The organism is Ferrovibrio sp. GW821-FHT12E11, assembly GCF_058806975.1.
In genome coordinates this window covers 321,531-348,074 of record NZ_JBXAQG010000002.1, presented here as the reverse complement: position 1 = coordinate 348,074, position 26,544 = coordinate 321,531, and the positions used below count along the sequence as shown (strand labels likewise).

The window sequence follows — 26,544 nt, the reverse complement described above, 5'->3', positions numbered from 1 at the left end:
GCGATCAGTACCGTTTTTCTTCAGCTTCTTCATTCCCGGACCTGAGCCGCGTCTGCCATCTGGCATCCGACGCGCCGGTCCGTTCGTCCATCACGCAAATTTCAATTCAGCGCTAAGCGCTATCTGGGGGACTTAAATCATGTCTGGCATTGCTCTGCTCTCTGTCACCGCGCTGTCCAACTTCAACACCACGGACATCCAGGGATTTAACACCACAGAAATTCAGGCGCTGAAGAGCACGCAGGTTGCGGCCCTCAGTTCGACGGCCATCAAAGAACTGGTCACGACACAGCTCGATGCGCTGCTCACCACGCAGGTGAAGGCGCTCACCACCACCCAGGTCGGCTACTTCACCTCCGACCAGATCGTGTTCGACGCCGCGCAGATCGCGGTCTTCAGCTCGGCCCAATTGCAGGCGCTGAACACCACGAACATCTCGAAGCTCGACACCACGCAAATCCAGGCACTGGGTTCGAACCAGATCAAGGCGCTCACCACCACGCAGATCGGCGCGCTCGAAACTAGCGACATCACCGAATTCACTTCGACCCAGCTGGGCCAGCTCACCACCACGCAGTTCCGCGCGCTGACCACCGACCAGCTCGAACAGCTCAACACCACGCAGGTCGCCGGTCTGCAGTCGACGCACCTCCAGGCGGCGACCACCACCCAGTTGCAGAACCTGAGCACCACTGTCTTCAGCGCGCTGAATGCCGCGCAGGTGAAGGGCTTCAGCACCACGCAGGTAGGCCTGCTTGACACCGATCAGGTGCAGGCGCTCAGCACCAGCGCGATCAAGGGCCTGTACACCACCCAGTTCCGCCAGCTCACCAGCACCAACCTCGCCGCCCTCGACACCACGCAGACTCAGGCGATCACCACGCTGCAGATCCAGTCGCTGACCACCACCCAGATTTCGGGTCTCGACACCACTGACGTGGCCGACTTCAGCACCACCCAGGTGAAGGCGCTGCTGTCCACGCAGCTGCGCGCGCTGACCGCGGCCCAGCTGTCGGCCTTCGATACCACGCAGACCCAGGCCCTGGCCGGCACCCAGCTGGCCCTGCTGACCACGACGCAGATCGGCAACCTCGAGACCACCGACATCGAGGAATTCTCCTCGACGCAGCTCGGCGGCCTGACCGCCACGCAGATCGGCTCGTTCAGCACCACCAACTTGAACCAGCTGAGCAGCACCCAGTTCGCCGGCCTGTCGACCACGCAGATCAAGGGCCTGGCCACCACGCAACTGGCGGCGCTCGACACCACCGAGATCGGCGATTTCACGTCCACGCAGATCAACGCGCTGACGGTTGGCCAGATCAAGCAGCTCAGCACCACGGCGCTGGGTGAACTGACCACCACTCAGTCCGCTCGCCTGACCTCCACCCAGCTCGGCGCGCTGACCTCCACGCAGTTCGGCGCCCTCAGCACCACCACGATCGGCAATCTGACCACGACTCAGGTCAAGGGCCTGGTTTCGACGCAGCTCGGCCAGCTCTCCACCGAGCAGGCCGCGGAGCTGACCACCACGGCGCTCGGCGCCCTGTCCGCCGCACAGCTCAAGGGGCTGAGCACCACGGCTCTGAACCAGCTGAACAGCACCCAGGTCCAGACCCTCAACACCACGCAGCTGCAGGGTCTGACGACCACGCAGATCGCGGGTCTCGACACCACCGATATCGACGACTTCACCTCGACGCAGTTCAGCCTGTTCACCTCGACGCAGATCGGCGCGCTGAACAGCACGAATCTGTCGCAGATGAGCACGACGCAGTTCCAGGCTTTGACTGCGACGCAGCTCAAGGGCCTGAGCACGACGCAGCTCGGTGCGCTGGAAACTGCCGAGATCAATGATTTCAGCAGCACGCAGCTGGGCCAGCTGACCACCACGCAGGTCAAGGCGCTGTCGACCACGGCGCTGGCGGAACTGACGTCCACGCAGCTGGGCGGCCTGACCAGCACGTCGCTCGGCTCGCTGAGCACCACGCAGATCGGCGCCCTGACTTCCACGGCGCTTGCCGGCCTCACTTCGACCGGCATCAAGGGCCTGACCACCGCGCAGGTCGCCAAGCTGAGCTCCGACCAGGTGGCCACGCTGACCACCACCGCACTTGACGGTCTGGTCGCCACGCAGGTTGCCAGCCTGACCACGACGGCGCTGAATGCGCTCGATACCACGCAGGCGCAGTCGCTGGACGCCACGCAGATCAAGGCACTCACGACCACGCAGATCGCGGGTCTTGAGACCACCGATGTGGCCGATCTGACCACCACGCAGCTCGATGCGGTGACCAGCACGCAGCTGAAGGCTCTGAACACCACCAACCTGAACCAGCTGACCTCGACGCAGTTCCAGTCGCTCGACACCACGCAGGTGCAGGGGCTGACCACCACGCAGATCGCGGGTCTGGATACCACCGATATCGACGACTTCTCGTCGACCCAGGTGTCGCAGCTGACCGGCACGCAGATCGGCGCGCTGAACAGCACCAATCTGAGCCAGCTGAGCACCACGCAGTTCCAGGCGCTGACCTCGACGCAGGTCAAGGGCCTGAGCACGACGCAGCTCGGCGCGCTGGAGACCGCTGAAATCGGTGATTTCAGCTCGACCCAGCTCGGTTACCTGACCACGACGCAGCTCGCTTCGCTGAGCACCACGGCAGTGTCGGAACTGTCCTCCACGCAGGTGGGCGGCCTGAGCAGCGCGCAGCTTGGTGGTCTGACCACCACGGCGGTGGGCGCTCTGTCGACCACGGCGATCACCGGTATCGGTTCGACGGCCATCAAGGGCCTGAGCACCACACAGATCGGCCAGCTGACCTCCGACCAGACCGCCGCTCTGACCTCGACGGCGATCTCCGGCCTTACCAGCACCCAGATCAAGGGTCTGACCACGACGGCGCTGAACGCCTTCGACACCACGCAGGCGCAGGGTCTGACCACCACGCAGATCGCGGGTCTGTCGACCACGCAGATTGCGGGTCTCGAGACCACTGATGTGGCCGATCTGACCACCACGCAGCTCGGTGCGCTGACCACCACACAGCTGAAGTCGCTGAGCACCACCAACCTGAACCAGTTGACCAGCACGCAGTTCCAGGCGCTTAACAGCACGCAGATGCAGGGCCTGACGACCACGCAGATCGCAGGTCTGGACACCACCGACATCGACGACTTCACGTCGACCCAGGTAAGCCAGCTGAGCACGGCACAGGTCGGCGCGCTGAACAGCACCAACCTGAGCCAGTTGAGCACGACGCAGTTCCAGGCGCTGACCTCGACGCAGGTCAAGAGCCTGACCACGACGCAGCTTGGTGCTCTGGAAACCGCTGAGGTCAACGACTTTAGCAGTACCCAGCTCGGCCAGTTGTCCACGACGCAGCTGAATGCTCTGTCGACCACGGCGGTGGCTGAACTGTCGTCCACGCAGGTGGGCGGCCTGAGCAGCGCGCAGATGGGCGGCCTGACCACGACCGCAATCGGCACCATCACCAGCACGGCGATTGCCGGCATCGGCTCGACGGCCATCAAGGGCCTGAGCACCACGCAGATCGGCCAGCTGACCTCCGACCAGTCGGCGGCGCTGACCTCGACGGCAATCTCCGGCCTGACCGCCACGCAGCTTGCCGGCCTGACCACGACGGCGCTGAATGCCTTCGACACCACGCAGGCGCAGGGTCTGACCACCACGCAGATCAAGGGCCTGAGCACGACTCAGATCGCGGGCCTCGAGACCACTGATGTGGCCGACCTGACCACCACGCAGCTCGGTGCGCTGACCACCACGCAGCTGAAGGCTCTGAACACCACGAACCTGAACCAGCTGACCTCGACGCAGTTCCAGTCGCTCAACACCACGCAGGTGCAGAGCCTGACCACGACGCAGATCGCGGGTCTGGATACCACCGACATCGATGATTTCTCGTCGACCCAGGTGAGCCAGCTGTCTGCCACGCAGATCGGCGCGCTGAACAGCACCAACCTGAGCCAGCTGAGCACGACGCAGTTCCAGGCGCTGACCTCGACGCAGGTCAAGGGCCTGAGCACGACGCAGCTCGGCGCGCTGGAGACCGCTGAGATCGGTGATTTCAGCTCGACCCAGATCGGTTACCTGACCACGACGCAGCTGGGCTCGCTGAGCACCACGGCGGTGTCGGAACTGTCGTCCACGCAGGTGGGCGGCCTGAGCAGCACGCAGCTTGGTGGTCTGACCACCACGGCGGTGGGTGCTCTGTCGACCACGGCGATTGCCGGCATCAACTCGACGCAGATCAAGGGCCTGTCGGCCACACAGATCGGTCAGTTGACCTCCGACCAGGCAGCCGCGCTGACCACCACGGCGATCACGGGCCTGACAGGGACGCAGATCGCGGGTCTGACGACCAGCAGCATCAATGCTCTCGACACCACGCAGTCGCAGGCGCTGACCACCACGCAGATCAAGGCACTCACGACCACGCAGATCGCTGGCCTTGAGACCACTGACGTGGCTGATCTGACCACCACGCAGTTGGGCGCGCTGACCACCACGCAGCTCCGCTCGCTGAACAGCACCAACCTGAGCCAGTTGACCTCCACCCAGGCACAGGCGCTGAGTGCCGCACAGCTGCAGGGTCTGACGACCACGCAGATCGTGAACCTGGATACGACTGACATCGACGACTTCTCGTCGACCCAGATCAGCCAGTTGACCACCACGCAGATCGGCGCTCTGGAGAGCACCGACCTGGCCCAGCTGAGCACCACGCAGTTCCAGGCGCTGAGCACGACGCAGGTCAAGGGCCTCACCACCACCCAGCTGGGTGCGCTGGAGACGGCCGAGATCGCCGACTTCACCAGCACCCAGCTGGGCGCCCTGACCACCGCCCAGACGGCAGGCCTGAGCACCACGGCGCTGTCTGAACTGAGCTCGACGCAGGCCAGCGGCCTGGCCTCGACGCAGCTGGGCGCTCTGACCACCACGCTGATCGGCGCTCTGTCGACCACGGCGGTGAGCGGCATCGGCTCGACGGCGATCAAGGGCCTGAACACTACCCAGGTGGGCCAGCTCAGCACCGATCAGGCTGCGGCCCTGACCACGACCGCCATCGGCGGCCTGGTTGCCACGCAGATCGCGGCGCTGACCACCTCGGCGCTGAACGCTCTCGACACCACGCAGTCGCAGGGTCTGACCACCACCCAGGTTAAGGCACTCACGACCACGCAGCTTGCGGGTCTGGAGACCACCGACGTGGCCGACCTGACCACCACGCAACTGCAGGCGCTGAGCACCACACAGCTTAAGGCACTGACCACCACGAACCTGAACCAGCTGACCAGCACCCAGGTCAACTCGCTGTCCAGCCTGCAGCTGCAGGGTCTGAGCACCACGCAGATCGCCGGTCTGGACACCACCGACATCGACGACTTCACGTCGACCCAGGTGGGCCAGCTGACGGCCACGCAGATCGGCGCGCTGAACAGCACCAATCTGTCGCAGCTCAGCACCACGCAGTTCCAGGCGCTGACCTCGACGCAGGTCAAGGGCCTGAGCACGACACAGCTCGGTGCGCTGGAGACTGCTGAGATCGGTGATTTCAGCTCGACCCAGATCGGTTACCTGACCACGACGCAGCTGGGCTCGTTGAGCACCACGGCGGTGTCGGAACTGTCGTCCACGCAGGTGGGCGGCCTGAGCAGCACGCAGCTTGGTGGTCTGACCACCACGGCGGTGGGTGCTCTGTCGACCACGGCGATTGCCGGCATCAACTCGACGCAGATCAAGGGCCTGTCGGCCACACAGATCGGTCAGTTGACCTCCGACCAGGCCGCTGCGCTGACCACCACGGCGATCACGGGCCTGACAGGGACGCAGATCGCGGGTCTGTCGACCAGCAGCATCAACGTCCTCGACACCACGCAGTCGCAGGCGCTGACCACCACGCAGATCAAGGCACTCACGACCACGCAGATCGCTGGCCTTGAGACCACCGACGTGGCTGATCTGACGACCACGCAGTTGGGTGCGCTGAGCACCACGCAGCTGAAGGCTCTGACCACCACCAACCTGAACCAGCTGAGCAGCACCCAGGTCCAGTCGCTGAGCAGCCTGCAGGTGCAGGGTCTGAGCACCACGCAGATTTCGGGTCTGGATACGACTGACGTCGAGGATTTCTCGTCGACCCAGATCGGTCAGTTGACCACCACGCAGATCGGCGCGCTGGAAAGCACCACGGACTTGAGCCAGCTGAGCACCACGCAGTTCCAGCAGTTCTCTACGACGCAGGTGAAGGGGCTCACCACCACCCAGCTCGGTTCTCTGGAGACGGCGGAAATCGCCGACTTCACCAGCACCCAGCTGGGCGCCCTGACCACCACCCAGGCGGCTGGTCTGAGCACCACGGCTCTGTCTGAACTGACCTCAACCCAGGCCAGCGGCCTGACCGCGGCTCAGCTGGGCGCTCTGACCACGACGCTGATCGGCGCCCTGAGCACGACCGCAGTCAGCGGTATCAGCTCGACGGCGATCAAGGGGCTGAACTCCACCCAGGTGGGCCAGATCAGCACCGATCAGGCTGCGGCTCTGACCACGACCGCCATCGGCGGCCTGGCCAGCACGCAGGTCGCGGCGCTGACCACCTCGGCGCTGAACGCTCTCGACACCACGCAGGCGCAGGGTCTGACGACCACGCAGGTGAAGGGTCTGACGACCACGCAGATTGCGGGTCTGGAGACCACCGACCTGGCCGACCTGACCACCACGCAGCTACAGGCGCTGAGCACCACACAGCTTAAGGCACTGACCACCACCAACCTGAACCAGCTGACCAGCACGCAGGTCAACTCGCTGTCCAGCCTGCAGCTGCAGGGTCTGACGACCACGCAGATCGCCGGTCTGGACACCACCGATGTCGATGACTTCACATCGACCCAGGTGAGCCAGCTGACGGCCACGCAGATCGGCGCGCTGAACAGCACCAATCTGTCGCAGCTCAGCACCACGCAGTTCCAGGCGCTGACGACGGCGCAGGTCAAGGGCCTCACCACCACCCAGCTGGGTGCTCTGGAAACGGCCGAGATCGGTGACTTCAGCAGCACGCAGGTGGGCGCTCTGACGAGCACCCAGCTGAATGCCCTGAGCACCACGGCGGTGGCTGAACTGTCCTCCACGCAGGTGGGCGGCCTGAGCAGCACGCAGCTGGGTCAGTTGACCACGACGCTGATCGGTGCCCTGAGCACCACGGCGATCAGCGGCATCAACTCGACGCAGGTGAAGGGCCTGACGGCCACGCAGATCGGCCAGTTCAGCTCTGACCAGACTGCTGCGTTGACCACGACGGCCATCACCGGCCTGACCACGGCGCAGATCCAGTCGCTGTCGACCAGCAGCATCAACGCCCTCGACACCACGCAGTCGCAGGCGCTGACCACCACGCAGATCAAGGCTCTGACGACCACGCAGATCGCCGACCTTGAGACCACCGACGTGGCTGATCTGACTACTACCCAGATCGGCGCCCTGACGACCACGCAGGTGAAGTCACTGACCAGTACCAACCTGAGCGAGTTGACCTCGACCCAGGCACGGGCGCTGACCAATCTGCAGCTGCAGGCCCTGACGACCACGCAGATCGTCAACCTGGAGACCACCGACATCGACGACTTCACGTCGACGCAGGTGAGCCAGTTCACCAGCACGCAGATCGGCGCCCTGGAAAGCACCGACCTGGCTCAGCTCGACACCACGCAGTTCCAGGCGCTGACGGGAACGCAGATCAAGGGTCTGACCACCACCCAGTTGGGTGCGCTGACCACGGCCGAGATCGGCGACTTCACCAGCACGCAGCTGGGTCAGTTGACCACCACCCAGGCGGCGGGTCTGAGCACCACGGCGCTGTCTGAACTGACCTCGACCCAGGCCAGTGGCCTGACCGCGGCTCAGTTGGGTCAGTTGAGCACCACGCTGATCAGCGCCCTGAGCACGACCGCCATCAGCGGCATCGGCTCGACGGCGATCAAGGGTCTGACCACCGCCTCGGTGGCCCAGCTCAGCACCGATCAGGCTGCGGCCCTGACCACGACCGCCATCGGCGGCCTGGTTGCGACGCAGGTTGCAGCTCTGACCACTTCGGCGGTCAAGGCGCTCGACACCACGCAGTCGCAGGCTCTGACCACAACGCAGATCAAGGCTCTGACCACCACGCAGGTCGCAGCCCTTGAGACGACGGATGTGGCCGACCTGACCACGACCCAGATCGGCGCGCTGGCAACCACCCAGCTCCAGGCCCTGACGGATGACAATCTGGCTCAGTTCGACACGACGCAGTTCCAGGCCCTGGCCAACACCCAGATCCAGGCACTGACCACGACCCAGATTGCCAACCTCGACACCACGGACGTCGGTGATTTCTCCTCGACCCAGGTGAGCCAGCTGTCGGCTCTGCAGGTCAAGGCGCTGACGACCACGAACCTGGATCAGCTCAACACCACCCAGGTGGCTGCCCTGAGTGTTCTGCAGATCAAGGCGCTGTCGACGACGCAGGTTGCGAGCGCCGGCACCACCTTCATCGCGGAACTGTCCTCGACCCAGGTCAGCCAGTTGACCACCTCGCAGGTGGCGGCCCTGAGCACGACCAACTTCAACCAGTTGAGCACGACCCAGCTCACCGGCCTGGCCAGCACGCAGATCGCGGCGTTGACCAGCACTCAGATCGGCGGCCTCGACACCGCTGATATGAGCGAGTTTGCCTCGACCCAGATCGCGGCGATCTCGACTACGGCGATCCAGTCCCTGACGACGACCAACATCACCGAGTTGAGCTCGACCCAGGCCAATGCCTTCACCGGGGCCCAGGTCAACGTCCTGAGTTCGGACCAGATCTCGGCTTGGCTCGAAGCCCTCGACTAAGAAGCGCGCTCAGGGAGGCAGGATATCAGCAATGATGGTCTTGCCTCCCTGAACAGCTTCACGTAGTGATGCTGCAGGGGGCACACCCCACCATCGGCCCGGAGTCGCCCTCTGGAAGGCCGGCGGAAGAGGGACGGGGTTGAAATGAGCGAATCTTTCGAGAGTCTGATCGCCCGACTGGCGAATCAGCCGTTTACTATTACCGAAGCCGTCGGTGCGGCCGGTGCGTTACAGGCCGCTGGCGAAATCGACCGTGCCGCCACCCTGTACAAGCTATGGCTGCGCTGCAATCCGACCGACCCGCTGCGCTATGTGGTGCAGTTCAATCTCGGCACCATCCTGAGTAATCATAACGATCTGCCAGGGGCCCTGACGGCTTTCGAAGACGCGATCGCCGCCAATCAGGATTTCTATCCGGCCTATATCAATATCGGCAACGTGCTGGAGCGGCTCGGCCGTGTCGGCGATGCCATCGGCCGCTGGAACACCATCACCCAGCGCCTGGCGACCATCACGGCTCCCAGCATCGAGCACAAGGCGACCGCCTACAAGCAGATCGGACGCGTGCTCGAATCGAACCTGCAGCACGCTGCCGCCGAGGATGTGCTGAAGCAGGGCCTGAGCCTCAATCCGTCGCAGGTGGATGTGGCGCAGCATTATATGTCGCTGCGCATGATCCAGTGCAAATGGCCGATCGTCGAACCGTGGGAAGGGGTCACCCGCAAGGATCTGCTCAAAGGCTTCAGCCCGTTGTCGCTCGGCGCCTATTCCGACGATCCGATCTTCCAGCTTTCGGCAGCACAGAATTACAACCGCACCATCGCCGATCCGCCGGCGGGCAGCGCCTATCTGTGGCAGAGCACGCCGCGTCAGCCGTCCAAGCGTCTGCGCATCGGGTATCTCTCGTCTGATCTGCGTGAGCATGCCATCGGCTTCCTGATGTCGGAGCTGTTCGAGCTGCACAACCGCGAGGATGTCGAAGTCTTTGCATATTACTGCGGTATCCCGGGCGAAGATCCCACCAAGATCCGCATCAAGGCCGCCGTCGAACACTGGGTCGACATCACCGGGATGGATGACCTCGGCGCAGCAAAGCGCATCGCCGCCGACAATATCGATGTCCTGGTTGACGTGAATGGTTATACGCGCGACGCCCGCACCAAGGTGCTGACGCACCGGCCGGCACCGGTGATCGTGAATTGGCTCGGCTTCCCCGGCACCATGGGCAGCCCGTACCACCAGTATGTGATCGCCGACGAGTGGATCATCCCGAAGGACTACGAAATCTATTACACGGAAAAGGTCCTGCGCCTGCCGTGCTATCAGCCGACCGACCGTAAGCGCGTCATTGCGCCGGAAAAGCCGAGCCGCGCGGAATTCGGCCTGCCAGACGATGCCGTGGTCTTCTGTTGCTTCAATGGCAGCCACAAGTTCTCGCGCTTCACCTTCGACCGCTGGCTGCGCATCCTGCATGGCGTGCCGGGCAGTGTACTGTGGCTGCTGGGGTCGTCCGACCTTGTGCACGATCGTCTCAAGGCCTATGCGACCGAAAAAGGCATCGCACCGGAGCGCATCATCTTCGCCGGCAAGATGCCGAACCCGAAGCATCTGGCGCGTTACCCGTTGGCCGATCTGTTCCTCGATACCTTCCCCTATGGCGCCCATACGACGGCGTCGGATGCGCTGTGGATGGGCGTGCCGGTGCTCACCTTCTCGGGCCGCGGCTTCGCGTCGCGTGTCTGCGGCAGCCTCGTGCGCGCTGCCAACCTGCCGGAGCTGGTGGTCGAGACGCCGGAAGCCTTCGTGCAGAAGGCGATCGAACTTGGCAATGACCGCGAGGCCATGCAGGCCTATCGCGAGAAACTGGCGGCAACACGCGATTCCTCGGTGCTGTTCGACATGAACGGCCTGGTGAAGAATCTGGAAGGCCTGTATCGCCAGATGATGAAGGATTTCGAGGACGGCAATATGCCGAAGCCGGATCTGGCCAATATGGATGTCTACCGCGACCTGGCGGTCGAGGAAGACCATGAAGCCCGCGAAATGCTGGCCATTGAGGACTTCAACGGCTTTTACCAGGAGAAGCTGGCGGCACGGCACAAGTTCCGGCCGGTGCCCGAAGACCGCCGCCTGTGGACGGCGAAGGCCATCAAGGCCGCGGAAAAGAAATACGCGCGCTGAGGCGCTGGACTGCCCGGGCCGGCAACGGCCGAACCGGGCAGGGAGGAAGGGTGATGAACGACGTCGAGGGCCGTAGTGGTCTGGATCCTGAGAAAACGGCCAGCCAGCTGTTCAACTTCCATGGTCAGCGCGCGCTGCGGATTGCCGCCAATCGGGCCACCAAGCTAGCCGAGGATGGCGACAGGGGCGGGGCCATAGAGTGGCTGCGCATCTCCGAAGCCGTCAAGAAAATCATCCAGCCTGGTAACTGATCCTTCAGACAGATCGCTTAACCAGATTTGGCGCGCCGTCCGGCCAGACCAGAAGGATTCTCCATGAACCAGACCGATTCCTTCCGAGCCCTTACCGGGGCCAACGTGCGTGTCAAAATCGTTGATATCGGCGCCAACCCGATCGACGGCGATCCGCCCTACGCCAAACTGCTCAATAGCGGCATCGCCGATATTGTCGGTTTCGAGCCCAATCCTGAGGCTCTGGCCAAGCTGAACGAACAAAAGGGCCCGACCGAGACCTATCTGCCCCATGCGGTGGGCGACGGCCGCCGGCATACCCTGCATATCTGCCAGGCGCCGGGCATGACCTCGCTGCTGACCCCCAATCCCACCGTGCTGAATATGTTCCACGGCTTCCCCGACTGGGGGAAGGTGATGTCGACCCTCGAGATCGACACCCTGCGGCTGGACGACATTGCCGAAACCGTGGGCATCGATCTGGTTAAGATCGATGTGCAGGGTGCCGAGCTGATGGTGTTCAAGAACGCGACCCACCGCCTGTCGAATGCACTGGTGATCCAGACCGAGGTCGAATTCCTGCCGCTCTATATCGATCAGCCGCTGTTCGGCGATGTCGATGTCTTCCTGCGCAGCCAGGGCTATGTCTTCCACCGGTTCTTCCCCACCGTCAGCCGTGTGCTGGCGCCGATGATGGTCGATAACAGCATTTATGCCGGCATGAGCCAGACCGTATGGGCCGATGCCATCTTCGTGCGCGATTACACCAAGCTGGAACGCCTCAGCGACCGCCAGCTGCTGGCCATGTCGGCCATCCTGCACGATTGCTACCAGTCCTATGACCTGGTGCTGAAACTGCTGCTGGAGCATGACCGCCGCACCGGCGGCAAGCTCGGCTCGTCCTATCTGGGCCTGTTGCAGCAGCCCTGATCCGGCCACACCCGGCTGCGGCCGGGATTGGCGCATCGCTGCGATGCTTCTAGACTGCAAGCGGCCGGATGGATTCCGGCCGGTGCAGTGTGAAGGAGATCGCCATGGCCCGCGCCCAAGCCACCATCGGTGCCACCCGTTATGCCGTCAGCATCAAGGCCGGCCATCATGCCGTGGTTGCTGACGAAGGGCCAAAACTCGGCGGGATGGATGTCGGCCCGGCACCCTACGAGCTGCTGCTGGCGGCTCTCGGCGCCTGCACGGCCATCACCCTGAAAATGTATGCCGAGCGTAAGGAATGGGACCTGCAGGCGGCCCATGTGGCGCTGCTCTATACCCGCGAGAACGATCAGGCCCGCATTGAGCGCACACTCACCTTCGAAGGCGGCCTGGACGATGCACAGAAGGCACGGCTGGCCGATATTGCCGAACGCACGCCGGTGACGCTGACGCTGAAATCCGGCATCGCCATTCACACCAGGCTGGGCTGAACCATGCAGAGCCGCGCTTTCGATTTCACCGGCGCCCAGGGGCAGAAACTGTCCGGCCGCCTGGAACTTCCCGACGGGCCGGTCAAGACCTATGCGCTGTTTGCGCACTGCTTCACCTGTACGAAGAAATCCATTGCCGCCGTGCGCATCACGCGGGCACTGGCGGCGCGCGGGATCGGTGTACTGCGCTACGACTTCACCGGACTGGGTGAAAGCGGCGGCGACTTTGCCGACAGCACCTTCAGTGCCGATGTGCAGGATATCGTGGCTGCGGGGCGGATCATGGCCGAAGCCGGATTCCCGCCACAGCTGCTGATCGGTCACAGCCTGGGTGGTGCAGCAGTGCTGGCGGCCGCGCAGGATATGCCCGGTATTGTCGCCGTGGCCACGCTCGCCGCACCGTTCGATGTGGAACATGCCACCGGCCAGTTCGGTGCTTCGCTGCAGGAAATCATCGAGAAGGGCGAGGCCAGGGTCGATCTCGGCGGCCGCCCTTTCACGGTGCGCAAGTCGATGATCGATGACCTGCATAACCATGACCAGGCCGCACGCATCGGAAAATTGCACAAGGCGCTGCTGGTGTTGCACGCGCCGCAGGATCTGGTGGTCGGCATCAACAACGCCACCTCGATCTTCACGGCAGCCAGGCATCCGAAAAGCTTCGTGTCGCTGGACAGCGCCGATCATCTGCTGACCCGGCCCGCCGATGCGGATTACGCGGCCGAAGTGATCACGGCCTGGGCCTCGCGCTATGTCACCGGCCAGGCCGTGGCAGCTGACGCGCCACCGGCGGACACAGGCGAAGGCGTGGTGGTGGAGGAAACCCGCGCCGGTAAATACCAGGTTGCCGTGCGTGCACCCGGCAGCACCTTCTTTGCCGACGAGCCGGTGGCCGCCGGCGGCATGGGCACCGGCCCGTCACCCTACGATCTGGTCGCGGCCGGCCTGGGGGCCTGCACGGCGATGACGCTGCGCATGTATGCCGATCTGAAGGGCCTGCCGCTCGGGCGCGTGCGTGTGGCGGTTGCCCATGCCAAGGACAAAGATCGCAAGCCTGCCGATGTGTTTTCGCGCCGCATCAGCTTTGAAGGAATACTGAGTGCCGAGCAGAAGGCAAAACTGATGGAAATCGCCGATCGCTGCCCGGTACATCGCACGCTGGAGGCGGGGGCCTCCGTGCAGACCGAGGCGGGCGAACCGCCGGCGCCGGCCGGCCCGGTGGCCGAGCATGTACAGGACATGAAAGAGACCTGCGAGAACTGCTGAACTTTCCGCGGCTTTTCTCCCGTATAGGACTGCAGGAATTCCAAATGCTAAAATCTGTGGCTGCGTAAAAACGGTTGCGCTATCCTTTTTGCCTCGACGGGTGAGGGGGAATCGATGCGTTACGTCCGGGGTGTTGTGATGGCAATGCTGGCGCTTGTTGTCAGTGCTTGCCGGTTTCAGGCCGATGTGAACCGCTTTCCATCCACGACTCTGCCGCAGGATCTGGGCGGTAAGACCTTTGCCTTCATGCCGCTGGACAGCCAACGCGGCAGTGTCGAATACGAAAACCATGCCGCCCTGATCGCCGGTTACCTGGAGAAACAGGGCTGGCGACGTATCACCGACATCCGGGCCGCCGATTACATGGTCGCCTTCTCCTACGGCCAGTCCGATGGCCGCCAGGTGAATACAGAAATCCCGGTTTGGGGCCAGACCGGCGGCGGCACCAGCACCACCTACGGCACCGCGAACGCCTATAACCCCAGCACCCTCAATTCCGCTTACGGCAACTATTCCAGCACCACCTATACCACGCCGACCTATGGCGTCGTTGGCAGCCACACGATCAGCAAGACCCACTATACCCGTTACCTGGACACCCAGATTTACGACTGGAAGCGTTCGATCGTTGAGAACAAGCTGGTCGGTGTCTGGGAGGCCAAGGCGACCAGCGTGGGCGAGAGCAGCAGCTTTGCTGTTGTCTCGAAATGCATGGTGCGGGCGGTGTTTGCCGATTTCCGGAAAAGTGGATCCGAACGGGTTGTGCTGCAACAGGCTGAGTGTCAGTAAAAAGATTTATATAAATCAATATATTATGTTAACTACATGATCTTTCACGCTATCTTTGCGCAAGTATAATAAACACTAAATATATGTTTATTATAATATTTCACGATAGACATTCATAAAATAAATCTGATTATATCGTATCAATGTGAAATTAGAGTCGGAGTGCGCCATGCTGCGCCAAGTCCTCCCTGTGAATGGCAAGAGCCGTCCGCCTGCTGCCGCCATCCTGTCGCCACGGCAGGCCAAGAAGCGTCTGCCGCCGCTGATGTCGCTGCGTACCTTCGAGGTGGTGGCGCGGCATCTCAGCCTGATCAAGGCAGCCGACGAGCTCTGCGTCACGCCGGCGGCGGTCAGCCACCAGATCCGCACGCTGGAAGCTCATCTCGGCCTGTCGCTGTTCCGCCGCAACGGCCGCAGCATCATCCTCACCGATGCCGGGCAGGCCTGCCTGCCGGGTATCCGCGACGGCTTCGAACGCCTGAGCGATGCGATCAGCCAGTTGGAGACCCTGGGCGAGGGCGGGGTGATCACCGTCAGCGTCGCGCCATCCTTTGCAGTGAAATGGCTGGTGCCACGGCTGGATCGTTTCCAGGAGAAATTCCCCACCGTTGACGTGCGGGTCGCCGCCTCGAACCAGCTGGCCAATTTCGCCAATGACAATGTCGATGTCGCGATCCGTTACGGTTCGGGCCGTTATCCCGATCTGGAGGTCGAGCGCCTGCTGCCGGAAGCGATCTTCCCGGTCGCCAGCCCCGAGCTGGCAGCACGGCTGAAGTCACCGGCCGACCTGCAGCAGGTGACCCTGGTGCATGACGACAGTCCTGATGACGATCAGTCCTGCCCGAGCTGGCAGATGTGGCTGCGCGCGGCCGGTTTCAGCGATGTCGACTGGAATCGCGGCCCGCGCTTCACGCAATCCAGCCTCGTGCTGGAGGCGGCGTTACATGGCAAGGGCGTGGCGCTCGCCAAGGCGACGCTGGCGGAGGCCGATCTCAAGAGCGGCCGCCTGGTGCGCCTGTTCGGCGATCAGACGCCGATCGACTTCGCCTATTACATCGTCGGGCCGCAGCGCAAGCTGAAGCTGCCTAAGGTGGCGGCTTTCATCGACTGGCTGCGCGACGAAGTGGCCTTACGCGACTGAAGCAAAGGGCTCCCAGTGCGGATGCAGCGCGCGGATCTGCGTGCGGTGCAGCCGCCGGCGCGCCACCGGATCGAAGGCGTCGCGCCGATGCATGACGGCGACGTTGTTCCACAGCAGAAGGTCGCCGGGCTGCCAGCGATGACGCAGCACGAACCGCTCCTGCCGCGCATGGGTCCACAGCTCGTCGAGCAGTGCATGGCCCGCCGTGGTATCGAGGTCGCTGACCTGGCGGTTCAGGGTGCGACCGAGGAACAGGGCCTGCCGGCCGCTTAACGGATCGCTGTTGACGATGGGATGCCAGGTGCCGGCACCGGCCTTGGTGTTGGTCCGCGCGGTGCCGGCGCTGGTATAGCCGGCATCGTGGAAGATGCGATGGCGCGCAATCGTGGTTTTCAGGCCGAGCGGCAGCGCCTCATAGGCACCGAGCAGATCGAGGAACCAGGTATCGCCGCTGCCGTCCTGCGGCAGTTCGCGGGCGAGGAGCGCGCAGGCCACCGGCGGATCGCTCACATAGGTCATGTCGCTGTGCCAGGCGAGTTCGCCATCGCCAAGGCCGCCGAGCGGCTTGCCCTCGCGTTTGATGTTCGACACCACCGCGATTTCGGCGAAGCCGTCGAGGCTGGACTTCTCGGTATCGAAATTAGGGGCGGGGTCGAGGCGGCCCAGCGTGCGGCTGAACTGCAGCAGGTCGCTGTCGCTTACATGCGTCTGGTCGCGGATGACCACCACGCGGGCCTGTCGCCAGGCATCGACCACGCGGCCCAGCAGGCGCTCGCTGGGCTGGGCCAGATCAAGGCCGCGGATTTCCGCGCCAAAACTGTCGCCCAGCGGGCGGATATCGAGAACCATGAGCCAAACCTCCTGCGAACAGCGTCAGCCTGCAGTTTCACGCGCCCCGGTGTGAAAATCACGCAAATAAATGTATATCATGATTCAAGAACGTTTGCATTTGTGAAATTGGAGCTGCGCCTTATTTCTCATGGTCAGACCTGTGTCCGCCCAGAAGGAAAAAACATGCGCCTGTCCCGTCTCGCTCTTGCCCTCGGCCTTGCCGCGGTTCTTGGTTCCACCGCCCCGGCGCAGGCCGAAACGAACGAGGTGCGCATCGCGCAGCAGTTCGGCATCGGCTACCTGCCGCAGATCATCGTCCGCAACCAGAAACTGATCGAGAAACACACCGTGGCGCTCGGCCTGCCGGCGGCAAAGGTCACCTGGGCGCGGCTCTCGGGTGGTGCGGCGAGCAATGATGCGCTGCTCTCGGGCAGCCTGGACTATGCCGCTGCCGGCATCGCCCCGGTGCTGGTGCTGTGGGACAAGACCCGCGGCAACCTGGATGTGCAGGCGGTCGGCGCGCTCGATGCCTCGGCGGCCTTCCTCAACACCAGCAATCCCAATGTGAAGACCGTCAAGGACTTCACCGAAAAGGATCGCATTGCCGTCGCCGCCGTGCGCGCCTCGATTCAGTCGCTGTGGCTGCAGATCGCCGCCGAGGCGGCCTGGGGCCCGGGCCAGCATAACAGGCTCGATACGCTCACCGTGACGCTGCCGCATCCGGAAGCCACCGCCGCACTGCTCTCGGGCAAGTCCGAAATCACCGCCCATTTCGGCACGCCGCCGTTCAACTTCCTGCAGCTTGAGAATCCGAAGATCCATCGCGTGACGACCTCCTGGGACATCCTCGGCGGCCCGAGCAGCGTCAACCTGCTCTACACCACCGGCAAGTTCCGCAAGGAGAATCCGAAAACCTACCAGGCGGTGTTCAACGCCTTCGAGGAAGCCTTCGCCATCATCAACCGCGATCCGAAGGAAGCCGCGCGCATCTTCGTCGAGGAAGAGAAGGGCAGCTACACCGTCGACGGTATCGAAAAGATTCTGAAGGACCCCTCGGTCAAGCTGAGCTGGGCGCCGCTCAACACCCAGAAGGTGGCGGACTTTCTGCACCGCACCGGCGCGATCAAGAACAAGCCCAACTCCTGGAAGGACTACTTCTTCCCCGAGATTCATCCGCAGACCGGGAGCTGAGTGGATGAGCCCGGCCAGCATCGCCCGCCTGCCATCGCCACTGCTGTCGGCGCGTGGCGTGACCCTGCAGTACAAAACCACCGACCGTCTGGTCACGGCGGTTCAGCGGGCCAGTTTCGACGTGCATGAAGCCGACCGCTTCGTGCTGCTGGGGCCGTCGGGCTGCGGCAAGTCAACGCTGCTCAAGTCCATCGCCGGTTTCCTGGCGCCGGTCGAGGGCGAAATCCTGCTGGAGGGCCAGACCGTGCGCAAGCCTGGCCCGGACCGCGTGATGGTGTTCCAGGAATTCGACCAGTTGCTGCCCTGGAAGACCGTACGCGAGAATGTGGTTTTTCCGCTGACCGAGAACCGCGTGCCGCGCAACCAGGCGATCGAGAAGGCCGATCACCTGTTGGAGAAGGTCGGGCTCTACAAATTCCGCGATGCCTATCCGCATACATTGTCGGGCGGCATGAAACAGCGCGTAGCGATTGCCCGCGCCATGGCGCTGGAACCCAAGGTGCTGCTGATGGACGAGCCGTTTGCAGCGCTCGACGCGCTGACCCGGCGCAAGATGCAGGACGAGCTGCTGCGGCTGTGGGAAGACGTTCGGTTCACCCTGTTGTTCGTCACCCACTCCATCGAGGAAGCCATCATCGTCGGCAGCCGCATCCTGTTGCTGTCACCGCATCCCGGCCGCGTGCGCGCCGAACTGAACGTGCCGCAGAACCATGGCCCGGCCGGTGGCGAGGCGCAGACCGTGCTCGGCCGCCGCATCCACCATCTGCTGTTCGGCGATACGCCCGTTCATACCGAAGAGGTGCGGGCCCATGGCTGACGGTATCGTGCTGCATCCGGCTCATCAGACTCTGGCTGAGCGGCCGGAATTCATCCGTCCGGTCGAGGCCGCCTTCGGCGATGTCGAGGTTGAGCGCAAGCTCAGCGTGCCTGAGCGTATCTTCCGCATCGATGCGGTGCGTCAGGTCTCGCTGCTGCTGATCCTCGCCGCCATCTGGCAGGTCTATGCCGCATGGCTGAACAACCCGCTGATCATCCCGACCTTCCGCGATTCCATCGTGGCGCTGTGGGACGGCTTCGTCACCGGGCCGCTGCTGATCCGCGCCTGGACCTCGATCAAGCTGCTGCTGGCCGGCTATCTCGCCGGCATCGCGGTCGCCACCGTGCTGACTCTGCTGGCGATTTCCAACCGGATCGGCACCGATCTGCTCAGCCTGCTCACCGCTATGTTCAATCCGCTGCCGGCCATCGCGCTGCTGCCGCTGGCATTGCTGTGGTTCGGCCTGGGCGAAAAGAGCCTGATCTTCGTGCTGATCCATGCCGTGCTGTGGCCACTGGCGCTCAATGCCTATAGCGGCTTCCAGGGCGTCAGCGAGACACTGCGGCTGGCGGGGCAGAGCTTCGGCCTGCGCGGCCCGCGTTACGCCTTCAAGATTCTGATCCCGGCAGCATTCCCGGCCATCCTCACTGGCCTGAAAATCGGCTGGGCCTTCGCCTGGCGTACGCTGATCGCCGCCGAACTGGTCTTCGGCGTCAGCTCGGGCTCGGGCGGCCTGGGCTGGTTCATCTTCGAAAACCGCAACCAGCTTGAGATCGCCAATGTTTTTGCAGGCCTCCTGACCGTTATTGGAATTGGCCTGCTGGTCGAAAGCATCATCTTCCGCAGCCTCGAGCGCATCACCGTGCGCCGCTGGGGCATGCAGCGCTAACGGGGAGGAGAGACCCATGGGTATCGCGCAAACCAAACCCGACTTCGCCTATCGCCGCTTCGACGCGCCGCTGGGCGGCGAGATCGTCGGCCTTGACCTGTCGCGTCCGCTCAGCGAGGAGACCTTCCGCGCGGTGCGCGACAGCTTCCTCGATGCCACGGTACTGGTCTTCCGCGGCCAGCAGGACCTGACGCCGGAACAGCAGATCGCCTTCAGCCGCCGCTTCAACGAGCTGCAGATTCATGTGCTGAAGGAATTCCATCTGCCCGGCCATCCGGAAATCCTGGTGGTCTCCAATGTGGTGGACGAGACCGGCCGCAAGATCGGTCTGGGCGATGCCGGCCGCTACTGGCATTCCGATCTCTCCTATGTGGCCGAACCCAGCCTTGGGTCCATGCTGCATGCGCAGGAGCTGCCGCAGGACGGCAGCGGCGACACGCTGTTCGCCAATATGTATCTGGCCTATGAAACGTTGCCACAGGAGATCAAGCAGCGCATCGTCGGGCGCCGGGCGGTGCATTCCTACACGCTGAAATACGATGCATTGCGGGCCATATCCAATGCCCGTAACGCGCTGAGCGACGAGCAGAAGCGCCAGGTGCCGCCCAGCATCCATCCGGTGGTGCGCACCCATCCGGAAACCGGCCGCAAGGCGCTGTTCGTGAGCGAAGGCTTCACCGGCTCCATCGAAGGCCTGTCCGAGGGCGAGAGCGAGAAGCTGCTGAAGTTCCTGTTCGCCCATTCCACCCAACCGGCTTTCGTCTATCGCCACCAGTGGCAGCCGGGCGACATGGTGTTCTGGGACAACCGCGCCACGGTGCATCTGGCCACCGGCGCCGGGCCGGGCCAGCGCCGCACGCTCTACCGCACCACCATCAAAGGCGATGTGCCTCGTTAAATCAGACAACAGAAAAGGGGAAATCCTATGCGTCGACAGTTTCTGAAAACCACCCTGGCGGCAGCGGCCGTCAGCCTGGTGCTGCCCATGATGACATCCGAGGCAGTGCGGGCCCAGGACCTGACATTGCTCAACGTGTCGTATGACCCGACGCGCGAGCTGTATCAGGATGTGAATGCGGCCTTCTCAAAGAAGTGGGAAGCCGACAACAAGCAGAAACTCAACATCCGCGCCAGCCATGGCGGTTCGGGCAAGCAGGCGCGCTCGGTGATCGACGGCCTGGAATCCGATGTGGTGACCCTGGCGCTGGCCTCCGATATCGACGAGATCGCCGAATTCGGCTTGCTGTCGAAGGACTGGCAGAAGAAGCTGCCGGACAATGCGTCGCCCTATACCTCGACCATCGTCTTCCTGGTGCGCAAAGGTAACCCGAAGAACATCCGGGACTGGGATGACCTGATCAAGTCCGATGTCAAGGTGATCACGCCGAACCCGAAGACCTCGGGCGGCGCGCGCTGGAACTACCTGGCCGCGTGGGGCTATGCCGCCCGCAAGACCGGCAGCGAGGAAGAGGGCAAGAAGTTCGTGCAGGCGCTGTTCAAGAATGTGCCGGTGCTGGATACCGGCGCGCGCGGCAGCACCATCACCTTCGTGCAGCGCAATCTGGGCGACGTGCTGCTGGCCTGGGAGAATGAGGCCTTCCTGGCGATCAACGAGTTGGGCAAGGACAAGTTCGACATCGTGGTGCCCAGCGTCTCGATCCTGGCCGAACCGCCGGTGGCGGTGGTCGACAAGGTGGTCGACAAGCGCGGCACCCGCAAGGTGGCCGAGGCTTACCTGAACTTCCTCTACACCAGGGAAGGCCAGGAGATTTCGGCCAAGCATTACTACCGCCCGCGCAATACGGAAGTGGCGGCCAAGTATGCCGACACCTTCCCGAAGCTGACGCTGTTCACCATCGACCAGCAGTTCGGCGGCTGGGCCAAGACCCAGAAGGCGCATTTCGGCGATGGCGGCGTCTTCGACCAGATCTACAAGCCGGGCAGCTGATCCCGCAGACCTTCGCGCGTCATCCGGGCGTATTCCCACCCTCCGGCCCGGGTGACAGACGAAAAGGGGCCGGTCGCAAGACCGGCCCCATCTTTTTGTCCGCCGCTTTTACCGGGGCTCAACTGCCCGGCTGGCTGTGGATTTCCGGGAAGAACAGGTCCTTCCAGACCGGCTTGGCCTGGATGCTGCCGATACGGTTCATGAAGTCGGAAAACTTCTCCACATTCTGCGGGGCGGTCGTGAAGATGATATCCTTGTCGGCCAGGATGGTTTCGATGAAGTCTTCCGACAGTTTGGAATTGTCCAGCTTGTTGAAGATCTGCGCCGACTCCCTGCGGTTCGCCTTGATGAAAGCCGTGGCTTCCTCCACCGCAGCCAGTACGGCCTGATAGGTCTTGGGATTGTCGCTGCGGAATTTCGATGTGGTCCAGATCGCGCTGAACGACGCCGGTCCGTTGGTGATCTCGTAACTGCTCAGCACCTTGTGCACTTTCGAGTCCTGCAGCTGCTGATACTGGAAGGGCGGGCTGGTGAAATGCGCGGTGATCTCGGTGCGGCCGGTGAGCAGCGCCGCAGTGCCATCGGGATGCGCCAGCGATACGGTCAGGCCGTCCAGCTTGTTCTGCTGGCCCGGGCCAAAGGTCTGTTCGGCGGCCATCTGCAGCAGGATGGCCTGCAGCGACAGTTTCACGGTCGGCAGGGCGATGCGGTCCCTTTCGGTGAAATCGCGGATCGATTTCAAATTGGGATTGATCGTGTTCAGGAAGGCCGGCTGCGAATTGAGCGCGGCCACGGCTTTCACCTGGACATTGCTGCGCGTCTTGTCCCACAGGATGATGAAGGGCGTCACGCCGGCGGCGCCGTAATCCACGGAACCGGAAAGCAAGGCGTCGTTGATCGCGCCGGGATTGCCGATGGCTTTGTAGCTGGTCTTCAATCCCTTCAGGCCGAGCTTCTCTGCCTGTTTTTCCACCAGGCCTTTCTCCTGCATGACATAAAGCTGCAAATATCCCAGGCCGAGATTGCGGGCGAACCGCACTTCGGAAACTTCCGCGGCCATGGCGGGCAGGGCGGCAACGGCAACGAGGGCCGTGGCCAAAAGACTTGTTTTCAGGGGCGTCAGCACAGACAATTCTCCGTTGGGTGATGTGTGAAGACGGGAACGGTAGGCCGCGCCGCGGCGTTGGAGAATTTACTTTTCCTATCGCGAGGATTTAGTGACGATTGCGACGCAACCGAATGCAGCAGCCAGCCGCCGCATCGCCATCATCGGCGGAGGATTGAGCGGTGGCGCCATGCTCTGCGCGCTGCTGGAAAGCGGCGTCGCCTGCGAGGTCGTTGTTTTCGAACCGGCTGCCGAGATCGGTCCGGGCCTCGCCTATGGCGCGGCCGCGCCCTGGCATCTGCTCAACGTCGTGGCCTCGCGCGCCAGTCTGGTGGAAGACGATCCCGATCATCTCTGGCGCTGGGCGCAGCAGCATGGGCCTGCCCTCGGCTGGCCCGAGACCGCGGACTGCACGGCCGCCAGCTATCTGCCGCGCAGTCTCTATGGCCGCTATATCGTCGCCCATATCAATGCGGTCATGGCGCGCAGTTCAGTGGCGGTCGTGCATCGTCGTACGGCGGTGACCGGCATTGCACACCGGCACGGCGGGTTGCCGCGCAGTAATGTGGTCGTGCAGTCTGCCGATGGCGCATCCGAGATATTCGATGACGTCATCCTGGCCGTCGGGGCGCGCGAGGCTTCGGCGCCGGCCATCGAGGGATTGGCCAGCGTGCCGCTGATCGCCGATCCCTGGCAGCTCGATCGCCTGCGCGGTATCGCACCCGAGGCTGCCGTGCTGATCCTCGGCTCGGCGCTCACCATGGCCGATACCGTGCTGTCCCTGCAGCACCTGGGTCATCGCGGGCCGCTGCATGTGCTGTCGCGCCGCGGTCTGGTGCCGGAAGCCCGCCGCGAAGCGCCGGCCCTGCCTTGCGGCGTGGATGCGGGATCCACCGGCTTGCCGCTCAGTGCCCTGCTGCATCGTCTGCGTGACGCCATCGCGGCGGAAGCGCCGGAACACTGGCAGCGCGTGTTCGAGGGTCTGCGGCCGTTCAGCAACGATCTGTGGATCGCGCTGCCCGATGTGGCCAAGCGCCGGTTCCAACGTCATCTGCGCGCCTTCTGGGATGCACATCGCTTCCGCATGCCTCCGAGTACGGCGGTGCTGCTGCAGCAACTGGCCGCTGCCGGACGCCTGCAGTTTCACAAAGGGCGGGCGCTGCGTATTGTCCGGAACACGGTGACCTGGCGGCCGCGTGGCCGGAACATGGAGCAGACTCTGCAGGCCGATGTGGTGATTGACTGCACCGGGCCGCGCCGTACGCCATGGGACTGGAAGGCGCAACTGATCGACCGGCTGCTGGCGCAGGGCCTGCTGGCACAGCATTCCACCGGCATCGGGCTTGCGGCCGATGTGCAGGGCCGGGCGCAGGACCAGGCCGGCCGGGCTGTCGCGGGCCTGTTCCTGCTCGGGCCGCCCATGCGCGGGGTGCTGCTGGAATGCTCGGCGATCACCGATATCCGCCGCCAGTCGGCCCAGGTGGCAGCGCTGCTCGGCCGCCACGTGCTGCAACCGACGGGTTAGGGATTACGCCAGCCGGTGCGGCGTGGGGTCGCCGCGTTCGGCGATCAGCTGCCTGCGCGCCTCGGCGGCGCAGCGCTCGAAAGCCTGCATCACCTCATTGGCGGCGACGCCGGCACGTCCGGCCAGATCGACCAGGTCGCGCACCAGCCGGTGATCGTCATGTTCGGCAATGCGGCTGGCGATCAGCGGCGGGTCGATGCCGGCAATGCCGGGCAGGCGGTCACGCAGCCATTCGGCCAGCAGCCGGATGCGGCGCCCGCGCAGGTGAAAGTCGAAATCATCCGGTCGGCCGGAGCCCATCTCCGGCTTGGGCGGCGGGGCGTCGTGAGGGTCGAAACTCGTCATGGCGCTGACATACGGCAGAGCCGGTCTGGATGGCAGGTTTGCAGCCTGCGGCACGGCAGCGCAGCAGCCAGTTGTCAGGCCGGTCGATTGTTGCTATAATGTTCTCATAAAATGCAGGGTGGAGCAATCATAAAATTGGCCGGATAAGGCGGAATAAGCGCCGGATAACACCGAATAAGACGGAATAAGCTCGAATAAGGAGGCAATAGCGGTCGAATAAGACTCGAATAAGAAGAAATAAGCCTGCCTGAAGCACTGGTAACCGTGCCGGCAAACCACACCCGAACGGACCGCTGCGCTGGGCAAGGCCGGGCCGGACGGTTAGCCTGCCGCCCATGATTCGCGTCACCCATCGCATCAGCCTCGACCCGCGCGAGATCGAGACCACCTTCATCCGTGCTTCCGGTCCCGGCGGCCAAAATGTCAACAAGGTCTCGACCGCCGTGCAATTGCGCTTCGACGTGCGCAATTCGCCCGGCCTACCTGAGGACGTACGTATGCGGCTGGAAAAGCTGGCCGGCAGCCGGCTGACCAATGACGGGGTGCTGATCCTGATCGCCCAGCAGCACCGCAGCCAGGACCGCAACCGGGCCGATGCGCTCGACCGGCTGCTCGGCCTGATCCGCGAGGCCGCCATCGTGCCGAAGGCGCGGCGGCCGACCCGGCCGACGCTCGGCTCGAAGAAGCGCCGGCTGGAATCCAAGGGCAAGCGTTCGACGGTCAAGGACCTGCGGCGCAGCAAACCGGGCTTCGATTGATGGTAACGAACCATGTCCTGCCGCGTTCATGCCATAATCGCCCGGCAAGAGGGGCGGGCCTGCCGCTTTTCCCCAGTCACTCAGCCGCGTTGTTTTCCCCATGACAGATCGCCGACCTTTCCTGCTGCTGGCCGCCGGCCTTGCCGTTTGTGCTGCGCCCATTGCTGCTCTGGCGCAGGAGATGGCCCAGGCGCCGGTGCAGCAGGAGGCGCAGCCGATGCCGCCGCCGCCCTCGGCGCAGCAGGCCCCGGAACTGCCCGCCGTGCAGCCGGAAAAGCCCAAGCCGCCCGAACCCGGCATCTTCAGCCTGGTGGTGGAGAACGACCTCTTCTATGAAACCGACCGGCGCTACACCAGCGGTGTGCGCGCCAGCTACATGACGCCGAAAGGCGAGGAGCCGGCCTGGCTGCGCGAGGCCGCAGTGCAGGTGCCGATGTTCGGCTGGCACAGCGACATCCGCGTCGAATACGCCATCGGCCAGAACATGTACACCGCCACCGACAAGCTGCAGCGCAATCCGCCGCAGGGCGACCGGCCCTATGCCGGCTGGCTTTACGGCTCGGTCGGTCTGGTGGCGCGCACCAACAACGTGCTGGATCAGATGCTGGTCAGCATCGGCATGGTCGGTCCGGCATCCGGCGCCCATGAGACGCAGGATTTCATCCATTCCATTGTCGACTCTCCTGAAGCGCAGGGCTGGGATACCCAGCTCAAGAACGAGCCGACCCTGCAACTGACCTATCAGCGCAGCTGGCAGTCGCCGGAATTCAAATTGCCGGCTGACTTCGCCATCGATGCGACGCCGCATGCGGGTGCCGCACTGGGCAACGTCTACACCTATGCCAATACCGGTGCGATGTTGCGCTTCGGCCAGAATCTGCCGACTGATTTCGGCCCGCCGCGCGTGCAGCCCAGCCTGCCGGGCTCTGGTTATTTCGAGCGCGCGCCGGGCGGTTTCGGCTGGTATCTGTTCGCCGGCGTTGACGGCCGCGCGGTGGCGCGCAACATCTTCCTGGATGGCAATACCTTCACCAACAGCCGCAGTGTGGAGAAGGAGAATTTCGTCGGCGATGCCCAGTTCGGCCTCGCTGTGGTGATCGAGGGTGTGCGTCTCGCCTATACCCATGTGTTGCGCACGCGCGAATATGTCGGCCAGGATGCCAGCGACCAGTTCGGCGCTTTCTCAATGTCGGTGAAATTCTAGGCAAAACCCCGGT

19 protein-coding genes are annotated in these 26,544 nt (G+C 63.7%); 16 read left to right on the top strand and 3 right to left on the bottom strand.

Going from position 1 to position 26,544, the window contains the following annotated elements:
- The first annotated feature begins 139 nt into the window (after nt 1–139).
- From AC1ROT_RS21825 to AC1ROT_RS21790, 8 genes are all read left to right on the top strand, one after another.
- A complete protein-coding gene (locus tag AC1ROT_RS21825) occupies nt 140–8,890 on the top strand; it encodes a hypothetical protein (protein WP_493001631.1) in 8,751 nt (2,916 codons plus the stop codon).
- A gap of 144 nt (nt 8,891–9,034) precedes the next feature.
- Nucleotides 9,035–11,071 (top strand): O-linked N-acetylglucosamine transferase, SPINDLY family protein, encoded by a 2,037-nt coding sequence (locus tag AC1ROT_RS21820; RefSeq protein WP_493001629.1) that lies wholly within the window; start codon nt 9,035–9,037, stop codon nt 11,069–11,071.
- Between the two features lie 53 nt (nt 11,072–11,124).
- Complete coding sequence (locus AC1ROT_RS21815) at nt 11,125–11,322, top strand: hypothetical protein (RefSeq protein ID WP_493001627.1); 198 nt, start codon at nt 11,125–11,127, stop codon at nt 11,320–11,322.
- A gap of 63 nt (nt 11,323–11,385) precedes the next feature.
- Nucleotides 11,386–12,231 carry an FkbM family methyltransferase gene (locus AC1ROT_RS21810; protein WP_493001625.1) on the top strand — a complete coding sequence of 282 codons (846 nt, stop codon included), beginning with the start codon at nt 11,386–11,388 and terminating at the stop codon, nt 12,229–12,231.
- Between the two features lie 104 nt (nt 12,232–12,335).
- The gene (locus tag AC1ROT_RS21805) at nt 12,336–12,722 is read left to right on the top strand and encodes an OsmC family protein (RefSeq protein ID WP_493001623.1); all 387 of its coding nucleotides are present in this window, start codon (nt 12,336–12,338) and stop codon (nt 12,720–12,722) included.
- Between the two features lie 3 nt (nt 12,723–12,725).
- Entirely contained in the window at nt 12,726–13,988 is a 1,263-nt protein-coding gene (locus AC1ROT_RS21800; protein ID WP_493001621.1) for a bifunctional alpha/beta hydrolase/OsmC family protein, read from the top strand.
- A 114-nt stretch (nt 13,989–14,102) separates the two neighbouring features.
- Nucleotides 14,103–14,777: a DUF4136 domain-containing protein gene (locus AC1ROT_RS21795; protein ID WP_493001619.1), complete on the top strand. Its 675-nt coding sequence runs from the start codon at nt 14,103–14,105 to the stop codon at nt 14,775–14,777.
- 169 nt (nt 14,778–14,946) lie between these two features.
- Complete coding sequence (locus tag AC1ROT_RS21790; RefSeq protein WP_492973195.1) at nt 14,947–15,918, top strand: transcriptional regulator GcvA; 972 nt, start codon at nt 14,947–14,949, stop codon at nt 15,916–15,918.
- Here AC1ROT_RS21790 and AC1ROT_RS21785 read toward each other — a convergent pair.
- The gene (locus AC1ROT_RS21785; RefSeq protein WP_493001617.1) at nt 15,907–16,767 is read right to left on the bottom strand and encodes a TauD/TfdA dioxygenase family protein; all 861 of its coding nucleotides are present in this window, start codon (nt 16,765–16,767) and stop codon (nt 15,907–15,909) included. The genes AC1ROT_RS21790 and AC1ROT_RS21785 overlap by 12 nt on opposite strands.
- A gap of 165 nt (nt 16,768–16,932) precedes the next feature.
- Between AC1ROT_RS21785 and AC1ROT_RS21780 the strand changes: the two genes are divergently transcribed.
- The 5 genes from AC1ROT_RS21780 to AC1ROT_RS21760 are packed head-to-tail and all read left to right on the top strand — an operon-like array spanning nt 16,933 to nt 21,594.
- On the top strand, nt 16,933–17,940 hold the full coding sequence (locus tag AC1ROT_RS21780; RefSeq protein ID WP_493001615.1) for an ABC transporter substrate-binding protein: 1,008 nt from the start codon (nt 16,933–16,935) through the stop codon (nt 17,938–17,940).
- 4 nt (nt 17,941–17,944) lie between these two features.
- On the top strand, nt 17,945–18,757 hold the full coding sequence (locus tag AC1ROT_RS21775) for an ABC transporter ATP-binding protein (RefSeq protein WP_492973192.1): 813 nt from the start codon (nt 17,945–17,947) through the stop codon (nt 18,755–18,757).
- Nucleotides 18,750–19,646 (top strand): ABC transporter permease, encoded by an 897-nt coding sequence (locus tag AC1ROT_RS21770; RefSeq protein WP_493001613.1) that lies wholly within the window; start codon nt 18,750–18,752, stop codon nt 19,644–19,646. Before AC1ROT_RS21775 ends, AC1ROT_RS21770 begins: the two co-directional genes overlap by 8 nt.
- Before the next feature lie 16 nt (nt 19,647–19,662).
- Entirely contained in the window at nt 19,663–20,544 is an 882-nt protein-coding gene (locus AC1ROT_RS21765; RefSeq protein ID WP_493001611.1) for a TauD/TfdA dioxygenase family protein, read from the top strand.
- Nucleotides 20,545–20,571: 27 nt separating this feature from the next.
- A complete protein-coding gene (locus AC1ROT_RS21760) occupies nt 20,572–21,594 on the top strand; it encodes a sulfate ABC transporter substrate-binding protein (RefSeq protein ID WP_493001609.1) in 1,023 nt (340 codons plus the stop codon).
- 118 nt (nt 21,595–21,712) lie between these two features.
- Here AC1ROT_RS21760 and AC1ROT_RS21755 read toward each other — a convergent pair whose 3' ends face one another.
- On the bottom strand, nt 21,713–22,693 hold the full coding sequence (locus tag AC1ROT_RS21755) for an ABC transporter substrate-binding protein (protein ID WP_493001607.1): 981 nt from the start codon (nt 22,691–22,693) through the stop codon (nt 21,713–21,715).
- Between the two features lie 118 nt (nt 22,694–22,811).
- Here AC1ROT_RS21755 and AC1ROT_RS21750 point away from each other — a divergent pair, with 118 nt between their 5' ends.
- Nucleotides 22,812–24,224 carry an FAD/NAD(P)-binding protein gene (locus tag AC1ROT_RS21750; protein ID WP_493001606.1) on the top strand — a complete coding sequence of 471 codons (1,413 nt, stop codon included), beginning with the start codon at nt 22,812–22,814 and terminating at the stop codon, nt 24,222–24,224.
- A gap of 3 nt (nt 24,225–24,227) precedes the next feature.
- On the opposite strand, the gene AC1ROT_RS21745 is transcribed toward AC1ROT_RS21750, so the two are convergent.
- Nucleotides 24,228–24,569 (bottom strand): hypothetical protein, encoded by a 342-nt coding sequence (locus AC1ROT_RS21745; protein ID WP_492973186.1) that lies wholly within the window; start codon nt 24,567–24,569, stop codon nt 24,228–24,230.
- Nucleotides 24,570–24,904: 335 nt separating this feature from the next.
- On the opposite strand from AC1ROT_RS21745, the gene arfB reads away from it, so the two are divergent.
- Together arfB and AC1ROT_RS21735 are read left to right on the top strand one after the other, a co-directional pair.
- Nucleotides 24,905–25,327, top strand: a complete 423-nt coding sequence (arfB, locus tag AC1ROT_RS21740; protein WP_492973185.1) for an alternative ribosome rescue aminoacyl-tRNA hydrolase ArfB — start codon at nt 24,905–24,907, stop codon at nt 25,325–25,327.
- Between the two features lie 100 nt (nt 25,328–25,427).
- The gene (locus AC1ROT_RS21735; protein WP_492973184.1) at nt 25,428–26,531 is read left to right on the top strand and encodes a lipid A deacylase LpxR family protein; all 1,104 of its coding nucleotides are present in this window, start codon (nt 25,428–25,430) and stop codon (nt 26,529–26,531) included.
- Nucleotides 26,532–26,544: the final 13 nt, after the last annotated feature.

What these genes read in the sequence shown, in the direction of transcription:
- AC1ROT_RS21825 (WP_493001631.1), top strand. Translation starts at nt 140, where the DNA reads ATGTCTGGCATTGCTCTGCTCTCTGTCACCGCGCTGTCCAACTTCAAC.
- AC1ROT_RS21820 (WP_493001629.1), top strand. Translation starts at nt 9,035, where the DNA reads ATGAGCGAATCTTTCGAGAGTCTGATCGCCCGACTGGCGAATCAGCCG.
- AC1ROT_RS21815 (WP_493001627.1), top strand. Translation starts at nt 11,125, where the DNA reads ATGAACGACGTCGAGGGCCGTAGTGGTCTGGATCCTGAGAAAACGGCC.
- AC1ROT_RS21810 (WP_493001625.1), top strand. Translation starts at nt 11,386, where the DNA reads ATGAACCAGACCGATTCCTTCCGAGCCCTTACCGGGGCCAACGTGCGT.
- AC1ROT_RS21805 (WP_493001623.1), top strand. Translation starts at nt 12,336, where the DNA reads ATGGCCCGCGCCCAAGCCACCATCGGTGCCACCCGTTATGCCGTCAGC.
- AC1ROT_RS21800 (WP_493001621.1), top strand. Translation starts at nt 12,726, where the DNA reads ATGCAGAGCCGCGCTTTCGATTTCACCGGCGCCCAGGGGCAGAAACTG.
- AC1ROT_RS21795 (WP_493001619.1), top strand. Translation starts at nt 14,103, where the DNA reads ATGCGTTACGTCCGGGGTGTTGTGATGGCAATGCTGGCGCTTGTTGTC.
- AC1ROT_RS21790 (WP_492973195.1), top strand. Translation starts at nt 14,947, where the DNA reads ATGCTGCGCCAAGTCCTCCCTGTGAATGGCAAGAGCCGTCCGCCTGCT.
- AC1ROT_RS21785 (WP_493001617.1), bottom strand. Translation starts at nt 16,767, where the DNA reads ATGGTTCTCGATATCCGCCCGCTGGGCGACAGTTTTGGCGCGGAAATC.
- AC1ROT_RS21780 (WP_493001615.1), top strand. Translation starts at nt 16,933, where the DNA reads ATGCGCCTGTCCCGTCTCGCTCTTGCCCTCGGCCTTGCCGCGGTTCTT.
- AC1ROT_RS21775 (WP_492973192.1), top strand. Translation starts at nt 17,945, where the DNA reads ATGAGCCCGGCCAGCATCGCCCGCCTGCCATCGCCACTGCTGTCGGCG.
- AC1ROT_RS21770 (WP_493001613.1), top strand. Translation starts at nt 18,750, where the DNA reads ATGGCTGACGGTATCGTGCTGCATCCGGCTCATCAGACTCTGGCTGAG.
- AC1ROT_RS21765 (WP_493001611.1), top strand. Translation starts at nt 19,663, where the DNA reads ATGGGTATCGCGCAAACCAAACCCGACTTCGCCTATCGCCGCTTCGAC.
- AC1ROT_RS21760 (WP_493001609.1), top strand. Translation starts at nt 20,572, where the DNA reads ATGCGTCGACAGTTTCTGAAAACCACCCTGGCGGCAGCGGCCGTCAGC.
- AC1ROT_RS21745 (WP_492973186.1), bottom strand. Translation starts at nt 24,569, where the DNA reads ATGACGAGTTTCGACCCTCACGACGCCCCGCCGCCCAAGCCGGAGATG.
- arfB (WP_492973185.1), top strand. Translation starts at nt 24,905, where the DNA reads ATGATTCGCGTCACCCATCGCATCAGCCTCGACCCGCGCGAGATCGAG.
- AC1ROT_RS21735 (WP_492973184.1), top strand. Translation starts at nt 25,428, where the DNA reads ATGACAGATCGCCGACCTTTCCTGCTGCTGGCCGCCGGCCTTGCCGTT.